Origin of the sequence: Roseomonas sp. TAS13 (assembly GCF_001950415.1) — a bacterium.
GTDB classification, from domain to species: domain Bacteria; phylum Pseudomonadota; class Alphaproteobacteria; order Acetobacterales; family Acetobacteraceae; genus Roseomonas; species Roseomonas mucosa.
This window is the reverse complement of the sequence record NZ_BDLP01000199.1, coordinates 1-7,966: the sequence shown is the minus strand read 5'-3', so window position 1 is coordinate 7,966 and position 7,966 is coordinate 1. Positions and strand designations below refer to the sequence as shown.

Here is a 7,966-nt window from a genome sequence, read left to right as displayed (position 1 = left end):
ACGGTGGAGCTGTGCGTAGATGTGATCAAGAGACAGGCGGTCGGGCAGGACGAAGAGCCGCCCTTCGCCCAGCGCGCCCAGGATGGTCGCGGCCTCCGGCGTACCGGAGGTGGCGAGGGTCTCGACGCCGCGCCGGACATCGTCGAAGGCGCTGGAAGCGAGCAGATCCGCCCCCGCAGGCTGCGCCCGCAGGGGCGAGAGCATGAGGGCCAGAAGCAGGAGGATGAGGCCGGCGAGCCGGATCATCGTGCCCTCCTCAGGGATACGGGAAAAGGACAGGCGGACGGGGCGCCGGGCCCCGTCCGTGGCGGTGCGCGGGATCAGCCGCCCGCGCCGCCGCACTTGCCGGTCTTGACGTTGAAGTTGCCGCAGGAGAGCGGCTTGCGCCAGTCGGCGATCAGGTCGCGGGAGCCCTCCAGATAGGGCGACCATTCCTGCGCCACGATCGTGCCGGGCGTCTGCGAGACGACGTTGAACTGGCCGTTGCCCTGGATCTCGCCGATCAGCACCGGCTTGGTGATGTGGTGGTTCGGCATCATGGTGGAGGTGCCGCCCGACAGGTTCGGCACGGCCACGCCGATCATGGCGTCGATCACCGGGTTGCTGTCGGTGGTGCCGGCCGCCTCGACCGCCTTCACCCACATGTTGAAGCCGATGTAGTGCGCCTCCATCGGATCGTTGGTGACGCGCTTCGGGTTCTTGGTGAAGGCCTGCCACTTCTGGATGAAGGCCTTGTTGTCCGGGTTGTCGATGGACATGAAGTAGTTCCAGGCGGCCAGGTGGCCGACCAGCGGCGCGGTGTCGAGGCCCGCAAGCTCCTCCTCGCCCACCGAGAAGGCGACGACGGGAATGTCGGTGGCCTTGACGCCCTGGTTGCCGAGCTCCTTGTAGAAGGGGACGTTGGCGTCGCCGTTGATCGTCGAGACCACGGCGGTCTTCTGGCCGGCCGAGCCGAACTTCTTGATCTCGCTGACGATGTTCTGCCAGTCGCTGTGGCCGAAGGGGGTGTAGTTGATCAGGATGTCGCCCTGCGCGACGCCCTTGGTCTTGAGGTAGGCCTCCAGGATCTTGTTCGTGGTGCGCGGATAGACATAGTCCGTGCCCGCGAGAACCCAGCGCTTCACCTCCTCTTCCTTCATGAGGTAGTCCACCGCCGGGATCGCCTGCTGGTTCGGCGCGGCGCCGGTGTAGAAGACGTTCTTGCTCGACTCCTCGCCCTCGTACTGCACGGGGTAGAAGAGGATGCCGTTCAGCTCCTCGAAGACCGGCAGCACGGACTTGCGTGACACCGAGGTCCAGCAGCCGAAGCAGGCGGCGACCTTGTCCTGCGCGATGAGCTGGCGCGCCTTCTCGGCGAAGAGCGGCCAGTTGGAGGCCGGATCGACCACCACCGCCTCCAGCTTGCGGCCGAGCACGCCGCCCTTCTTGTTCTGCTCCTCGATGAGCATGAGCATCACGTCCTTCAGCGTCGTCTCGCTGATGGCCATGGTGCCGGAAAGGGAATGCAGGATGCCGAGCTTGATCGGCCCGGCGGGCTGCGCCCGGAGGATGGCGGGCGCGCCCAGTACGGCGCCGCCAGCCAGCAGCGCGCCGAGGCGGCCGAACTGGCGCCGGCCCAACGGCACACCCGGCGACCCACCCAGGGGGGGCTGTTCCGGCCGGGGCTCGCCCGGAGCCTGTCGGTTGGACGTCATGCGGAAACTCCCCCAGAGGCGATCGCTGTGGCGCCAGCCGGCCGCTTCCATGGGCCAGGCCGGCGCGCCGCCGGGTGGCGGCGGTCACGCAACGGTGTAGCAACGGGAGTGCCACTTTCCGGAAACCCGTCAGGGGCCGGTCGCGGAATGCTATTTGCCTGAAAGGACGTCAATTGCCTGGGAAATGGTGTTGCTCTGCCGTTTTCGACGGCAGGTGTCATTCAGCCCCGGGCGCGGCGTAACAGCCATCCCCCCACCAGCAGCGCCCCGCCCAGCATCAGGCCGGTGCGGAGCGCGTGTCCGCCGGAGGGCTGGCGCAGGCCGCCATAGATCGCGCTTCCGTGGAAGCCGCCGCTCCGGGTCGGCGCCGCGAAGAGATTGCCGTCCGTCACCGGCACCGGACGGGCGCGGCGGAACTGCCGTTCCATGAGCCGCGCCATGCCCCGGCGCAGCAGCCCTGGCACCATGGCCTGCGCGAGGCGCAGCAGATGCACCTCCTTCCCCACCGTGGCCGAGGGGCGCGGGTTGCGGGCCAGGGACACCATGACTTCTGCCACGTCGAAGGGGCTGTGGACCGGCGGCGGCGCGCTCAGCTCCCGTCCCACGTAGTTGCCGCCATGGCTCAGCCCGGGCGTATCGACGAAGGACGGAAAGATGTCGCAGACATGAATGCCAGGCCAGCGCGACAGCTCACCCCGCAGCGCCCCGGAGAAGCCGCGCAGCCCGAACTTGCTGGCGCTGTAGGAAGCCGCATAGGGCGTCGGCACCCAGGCGCCGAGCGAGTTGGTGTTGATCAGCACGCCCCGCCGCCGCGCCTGGAAATGCGGCAGGATGGCATGGGCGCCGTGCATGTGGCCCAGCAGGTTGGTCCGCACCACCTGGTCATGCGCATCCGCCGGCACCTCGGCGAAGCCGCCCACCGCGCCGACCCCGGCATTGTTGATCCAGACATCGACATGGCCGAACTCGCGCACCGCCGCCTCGGCCAGACGCCGCACCGCCCCGGCCTCGGTCACGTCGGCCGGCACGGCGATGGCACGGGCGCCATGGGGGCGGGCCAGCCGGCCGCATTCCGCCACCGCCTCGTCCAGCACGCTTTCCCGCCGCGCGGCGAGGACAAGGTTGGCCCCCTCCGCGGCGAAGGCCTGGGCCGCCGCGCGGCCGATGCCGCTGGATGCGCCGGTGATCACCACCACCGCCCCCTTCAAGTCGCGCATGATCCGTATCCTCTTGCCGGTTCCCGGTCGCTCGCTTCCGGTCGCTCTGGCCCGTCTAACGGCGCGGGGCGGCCACGTTTTCCTTGGGCGGGGATGGCACGGCGATTGCCCGCCCCCCGGCCAGGACAGGAGCCCTGCGGGATGGAGCGATCGGACATGACGGCGCGCGAGATCTACCTCGCGCTCAAGGCCGCCCCGCCCCGGCCGCGCTTCGGCTTCGGGCGCAAGGCCGCGCTGGTGAACGTGGACCCGCAGCGCGCCTATACCGAGCCCGCACGCTTCCGCACCGCCTACGAGACCGATCCGCGCCAGATGGAATACACCAATGCCCTCGCGGACCGCTTCCGCCGCGCCGGCTGGCCGGTGGTCTGGACCTATGTCGCCTATCTCGACAGCGGCGAGGACTGCGGCATCTGGGGCACGCGCACAGACACGCCGGACTCCCTGCAGAACATCCGGCACGGCTCGCCCCGTGCCGAATTCGATCCGCGCCTGCACATCGCCCCGCGCGACGTGGTGATCCACAAGCGCATGGCCTCGGCCTTCTTCGAGACCAGCCTCGGTTCGCTGCTCGCCTTCCACGGCGTGGACACGGTGGTCGTCACCGGCGGCTCCACCTCCGGCTGCGTGCGCGCGACCGTGGTGGACGGGCTCTCCCGCTCCCTCCGCATGATCGTCCCGGAGGAATGCGTGGCCGACAAGCACGAGAGCCCGCATTTCGCCAGCCTCTACGACATGGCGGTGAAATACGCGGATGTGCTGCCGGTGGCGGAAGTCCTCGCCTGGATCGGCGGGCAGGGCTGAGACGACCGCCGGTTCCGCATCACGGCCGGCGTTGCGCCGTCCCGGGGGAAAGGCGCTGCCTTGCCCCCGGGGTTGGCCACGAAGCGCAACGCGGTCGGGAAGAGGCCCCTGCCGGGCGCCTCAGGCGGCGATGGCGGGACGTTCCGCGCGGCACTTCATCAGCGGCAGGATGCGGGTGCCGAACTGCTCCATGCCGACCAGGAAGTCGTCGAAGGTCAGCATGACGCCGCGCAGCCCCTCGATCTCCGCCATCTCGTCCAGCAGCTTCGCCACGCTGGCGTAGGAGCCGATCAGGCGCAGCATGTTGGTCGGCAGCTTTTCCGGCGCATGCACCATGCGGCCGACGGTGGAGGTCTTCTCCGCCTTCACATCCGCCGCCGCCTGGGTGTCGCGCCAGTCCAGCGCCTCCAGGTCCACGCCGGCCTTGTAGTGCTCCCACTTCGCCATGGCGGCCTCGTCCGTCTCGTCGGCAATGATCATGGTGAGCGCCAGCGCACCGACCTCGCGGCCGGTCTGCGCGTTCTGCTCCCGCAGCTTCGCGGCGAAGGGCGCCACGGTCTGCGGCGTGTTGATGCCGCCGCCGCTGATGAAGTTGTAGTCGCCGTATTCGGCGGCGAACTTCATGCCGCGCCCGCTCTGCCCGGCGCAGACGATCTCGATCGGCTTGGGCGGGATGGGGCCGAGGCGGCAGTCCGACATCTGGAAGAAGCGGCCCTTGAAGTCGGAGCGGCCGGTGCTCCAGAGGTCCTTCATCACCTGCACGTATTCGGAGCAGTAGTCGTAGCGCCGCTCGAAATGCTCGGCGCCGGGCCACATGCCCATCTGCTCGTATTCCGCCTTCTGCCAGCCGGACACGATGTTCACCCCGAAACGGCCATGCGAGATGCTGTCGATGGTGACGGCCATGCGCGCGACGATGGCGGGCGGGATGGTCAGCACGGCGACCGAGGCGAAGAGCCTGATCCGCGTCGTCACCGCCGCCAGCCCGGCCATCAGCGTGAAGGATTCGAGGTTGTGGTCCCAGTACTCGCTCGGGCCGCCGAAGCCGCGCAGCTTGATCATGGAAAGCGCGAAGTCGAAGCCGAAGCGCTCCGCCTTCTGCACCACCTCGCGGTTCAGGTCGAAGCTCGGCATGTATTGCGGCGAGGTGGTGGAGATCAGCCAGCCATTGTTGCCGATGGGGATGAAGACTCCGAGGTCCATGGCACGCTCCTTCCGCAATGCGAGGCGAGGCAGGGACGCTAGACCTATCGTCCCGGGGGTTTGAATGCGTGCCGGTGCATCAGCTCTGGCTTTTATTGTCCTTGAGGTGTCTGGAATGCCTGGGAATTGGACAGAACGCGCAATCCGGACGCAGCGGAACGGGCCGGGCGGCATGGCCAGGGCGGCGGGGCCATGCTCCTGTCGTGGCGGATGGCGGGGCGCCGCCGGAAGGCGGCACGGGAAAGGGGATTGGCCATGGAGATGACGGGACAGGTGGTGCTGGTGACCGGCGCGCAGCAGGGGATCGGGCGCGCCATCGCTCTGGCCTGTGCCGGGGCGGGGGCCGATGTGGCAGTGAACTATCTCGACGATGCCGTGGCGGCGGAGGCGGTCTGCGAGGCCATCCGGGCACTGGGGCGCCGCGCCGTGGCGCTCCAGGCCGATATCGCCGCGCCGGCACGATCCGCTGGCCTGGTGGCGGAGGCGGAGGAGGCGCTCGGGCCGCTGGACGTGCTGGTGAACAATGCCGGCATCTTCCCGCGCGCGCCCTTCCTGGAGATGACCGAGGAGGTCTGGGACCGCACCCTGGACATCAACCTCAAGGGCAGCGCCTTCTGTGCCCAGGCGGCGGCCCGGCGCATGGTCGCGGCGGGGCGGCCGGGGGCGATCGTCAACCTCAGCTCCACCGCCATGCGCGGCACGCCGGTGGGCGCGCATTACGCGGCCAGCAAGTCCGGGCTGGTCGGCCTGACGCGCTCCATGGCGATCGCCCTGGCGCCGCACCGCATCCGGGTGAACGCCATCGCGCCGGGCCTGACCGACACGGCGCAGCCGCGCCATGGCAACACCGAGGAGGAACTGGCGGAGATGGGCCGCGCCGTGCCGCTGGGCCGCATGGGCAGGCCCGAGGATATTGCCGGCATGGCGCTGTTCCTCGCCTCGCCCCTGGGGGAATGGATCACCGGGCAGGTGTTCCACGTGAATGGGGGCGGCTATCTCGCCTGAAACGCGCTACGCTCCCGTGCCGATAAGCCCGCGAGGTCACCGATGACGACCCTGTCCGTGGAAGGTGGCTGCGCCTGCGGCGCGGTCCGCTATGTGGCGGAGGGCACGCCCTTCCATGCCAGCCTCTGCCACTGCATCGATTGCCGCCGGGTCCTGGGAGCCTCGCCGGTCGCCTGGTTCAGTGTCCGGCTCAAGGAGTTCCGGCTGCTGCGCGGAGAGATGCGCGAATACCGTTCCAGCCCGCCCGCGCTGCGCGGCTTCTGCGCGGATTGCGGCACCGGCCTGACCTTCCGCAGCGAGGACTCGCCGGACGAGATCGACGTCGCCACCGCGACGCTGGACGATCCGGGCGTGGTGCCGCCCGAGCTGCATCTCTGGACCTCCCAGGCCCTGCCCTGGGCGCTGGCGGCGGATGGCCTGCCGCGCTTCCCGCAGGGCCGGCCGGGCGGTTAGGGATGGGCGGCCGGGGGCCGGTCAGGCCGCCTCGGCATTGGCATCGCCCGGCGCGGTTTCCCAGCCCAGCTCCACCAGCGCGACGCGGCGGCCCTGGCGGTCCTGCTGCTGCACCACCATGCCCTGCTCCTCCAGATAGGCGAGCACGCGGCGGGCGCGGCCCAGGGAGCGGGTGCCATAGGCCTGGGCGATGGCGGCATCGGAGGGGCAGGGGCGCCGGTCCAGCGCGGCACGGGCCAGCATCAGGTAGACGCCCTGGACATCCTCCGGCAGCGCCGCGGCGCGGCTCCGCACCGCGGCCCATTCCGGGTTCTCGGCGGTGCCGGCATCCACCCCGGCGCGTGCCACGGCGAGGCGGGCGCGGAATTCCGGCAGCTCCATCGGCTTGCCGGCCACCGCCCGGATGCGGCAGCGCACGAGGAAGTCGCCATAGAGCACGCTGACCGGGCGGAAGGCTGCCTCCGGGTCCTCCAGCAGCGCGTGCAGCACCTCCTCCAGCCGGCGCTCGCGCTCCGCCAGCTCCTCCGGGCTGGGCGGGGCGGGCTCGGCGCGGCTGTGCACGGCGGGCGGGCGGGCGGCGGCGAGCTGCGCCAGGATGTCCGGCGCGGGCGGGGGCGGCGCGCGGCGCGCGGGGCGGACGGGCTCGGGCGGCGGGGTGAGGATCAGTTCCCGTACCTCCTCCGGTGCATTGGGCAGCGGCGTCAGCTTCGGCCCGGCGGAGCGGGTCTGCGTTTCCACCACGCCGATGCGGATGGGCAGCGGGCGGCGGGACAGGGCCGGGCCGAGCGCCACGAAGCTGCCGCGCGGCAGGTCGCGGAACTGCTCCGCCTGCCGCCGCTCCATGCCCAGCAGGTCGGCGGCGCGCTGCATGTCGATGTCGAGGAAGGTGCGCCCCATCAGGAAGTTCGAGGCCTCGGCAGCGACGTTCTTGGCCAGCTTGGCCAGGCGCTGCGTGGCGATGATCCCCGCGAGCCCGCGCTTGCGGCCGCGCGACATCAGGTTGGCCATGGCGCCGAGCGAGGCGCGCCGGGCCTCGTCCGAGACCTCGGTCGCGGCGGCGGGGGCGAAGATCTGCGCCTCGTCCACCACCACCAGCACGGGGGACCAGAGGTCGCGGTCCACCTCGAACATGCCGTTCAGGAAGACCGCCGCCTGGCGCATCTGCCCCTCGGCATCCAGCCCCTCCAGGTTCAGCACCACGGAGACCCGGTGCTCGCGCATCCGCTCGGCGGCGGCCTGCAGGCCGCGCTCGGTCTGGGCGGCGGCGTCGATCACCAGATGGCCGAACTTCTCGGCGAGGCTGACGAAATCCCCCTCTGGGTCGATCACCGCCTGCTGCACCCAGGCGGCGGACTGTTCCATCAGCCGCCGCAGCAGGTGCGACTTGCCGGAGCCGGAATTGCCCTGGACCAGCAGGCGGGTGGCGAGGAGCTCCTCCAGGTCGAGGGTCGCGGGCGAGCCGGCGGTGGTGGTGCCGAGGTCGATCGCGATGGTCATGCCGGGACGGGTTCCTCGATCCGGGTGGGGGGGAAAGCGCCAGGGGCGGGGCTGTCTCTTGATCACATCTACGCACAGCTCCACCGTAAGGCG

7 protein-coding genes and 1 pseudogene are annotated in these 7,966 nt (G+C 70.5%); 3 read left to right on the top strand and 5 right to left on the bottom strand.

The genetic code is table 11. The features are described 5' to 3' along the window. The 3 genes and pseudogenes from ROTAS13_RS15100 to ROTAS13_RS15090 all read right to left on the bottom strand — a co-directional run. Positions 1-246: pseudogene (locus ROTAS13_RS15100) on the bottom strand (hypothetical protein); the annotation flags it as partial. 74 nt (positions 247-320) lie between these two features. Further along, positions 321-1,619 (bottom strand): urea ABC transporter substrate-binding protein, encoded by a 1,299-nt coding sequence (gene urtA, locus ROTAS13_RS15095; RefSeq protein WP_075822749.1) that lies wholly within the window; start codon positions 1,617-1,619, stop codon positions 321-323. Positions 1,620-1,915: 296 nt separating this feature from the next. Beyond that, on the bottom strand, positions 1,916-2,911 hold the full coding sequence (locus ROTAS13_RS15090; RefSeq protein ID WP_019461291.1) for an SDR family oxidoreductase: 996 nt from the start codon (positions 2,909-2,911) through the stop codon (positions 1,916-1,918). A 141-nt stretch (positions 2,912-3,052) separates the two neighbouring features. On the opposite strand from ROTAS13_RS15090, the gene ROTAS13_RS15085 reads away from it, so the two are divergent. Continuing rightward, the gene (locus ROTAS13_RS15085; protein ID WP_075822748.1) at positions 3,053-3,715 is read left to right on the top strand and encodes an isochorismatase family protein; all 663 of its coding nucleotides are present in this window, start codon (positions 3,053-3,055) and stop codon (positions 3,713-3,715) included. A 120-nt stretch (positions 3,716-3,835) separates the two neighbouring features. On the opposite strand, the gene rutA is transcribed toward ROTAS13_RS15085, so the two are convergent. Beyond that, the gene (gene rutA, locus ROTAS13_RS15080; protein ID WP_019461293.1) at positions 3,836-4,918 is read right to left on the bottom strand and encodes a pyrimidine utilization protein A; all 1,083 of its coding nucleotides are present in this window, start codon (positions 4,916-4,918) and stop codon (positions 3,836-3,838) included. 255 nt (positions 4,919-5,173) lie between these two features. Between rutA and ROTAS13_RS15075 the strand changes: the two genes are divergently transcribed. Together ROTAS13_RS15075 and ROTAS13_RS15070 are read left to right on the top strand one after the other, a co-directional pair. Further along, complete coding sequence (locus ROTAS13_RS15075; protein ID WP_075822747.1) at positions 5,174-5,923, top strand: SDR family NAD(P)-dependent oxidoreductase; 750 nt, start codon at positions 5,174-5,176, stop codon at positions 5,921-5,923. Positions 5,924-5,965: 42 nt separating this feature from the next. Beyond that, complete coding sequence (locus ROTAS13_RS15070) at positions 5,966-6,376, top strand: GFA family protein (protein ID WP_075822746.1); 411 nt, start codon at positions 5,966-5,968, stop codon at positions 6,374-6,376. 21 nt (positions 6,377-6,397) lie between these two features. Here the strand turns inward: ROTAS13_RS15070 and ROTAS13_RS15065 are convergent, their stop codons facing one another. After that, entirely contained in the window at positions 6,398-7,873 is a 1,476-nt protein-coding gene (locus ROTAS13_RS15065; RefSeq protein ID WP_075822745.1) for an ATP-binding protein, read from the bottom strand. Positions 7,874-7,966: the final 93 nt, after the last annotated feature.

Bases quoted from the DNA above. Each gene is read 5' to 3' on its own strand.
- ROTAS13_RS15090 (WP_019461291.1), bottom strand. From the start codon at position 2,911: ATGCGCGACTTGAAGGGGGCGGTGGTGGTGATCACCGGCGCATCCAGC.
- ROTAS13_RS15085 (WP_075822748.1), top strand. From the start codon at position 3,053: ATGGAGCGATCGGACATGACGGCGCGCGAGATCTACCTCGCGCTCAAG.
- rutA (WP_019461293.1), bottom strand. From the start codon at position 4,918: ATGGACCTCGGAGTCTTCATCCCCATCGGCAACAATGGCTGGCTGATC.
- ROTAS13_RS15075 (WP_075822747.1), top strand. From the start codon at position 5,174: ATGGAGATGACGGGACAGGTGGTGCTGGTGACCGGCGCGCAGCAGGGG.
- ROTAS13_RS15070 (WP_075822746.1), top strand. From the start codon at position 5,966: ATGACGACCCTGTCCGTGGAAGGTGGCTGCGCCTGCGGCGCGGTCCGC.
- ROTAS13_RS15065 (WP_075822745.1), bottom strand. From the start codon at position 7,873: ATGACCATCGCGATCGACCTCGGCACCACCACCGCCGGCTCGCCCGCG.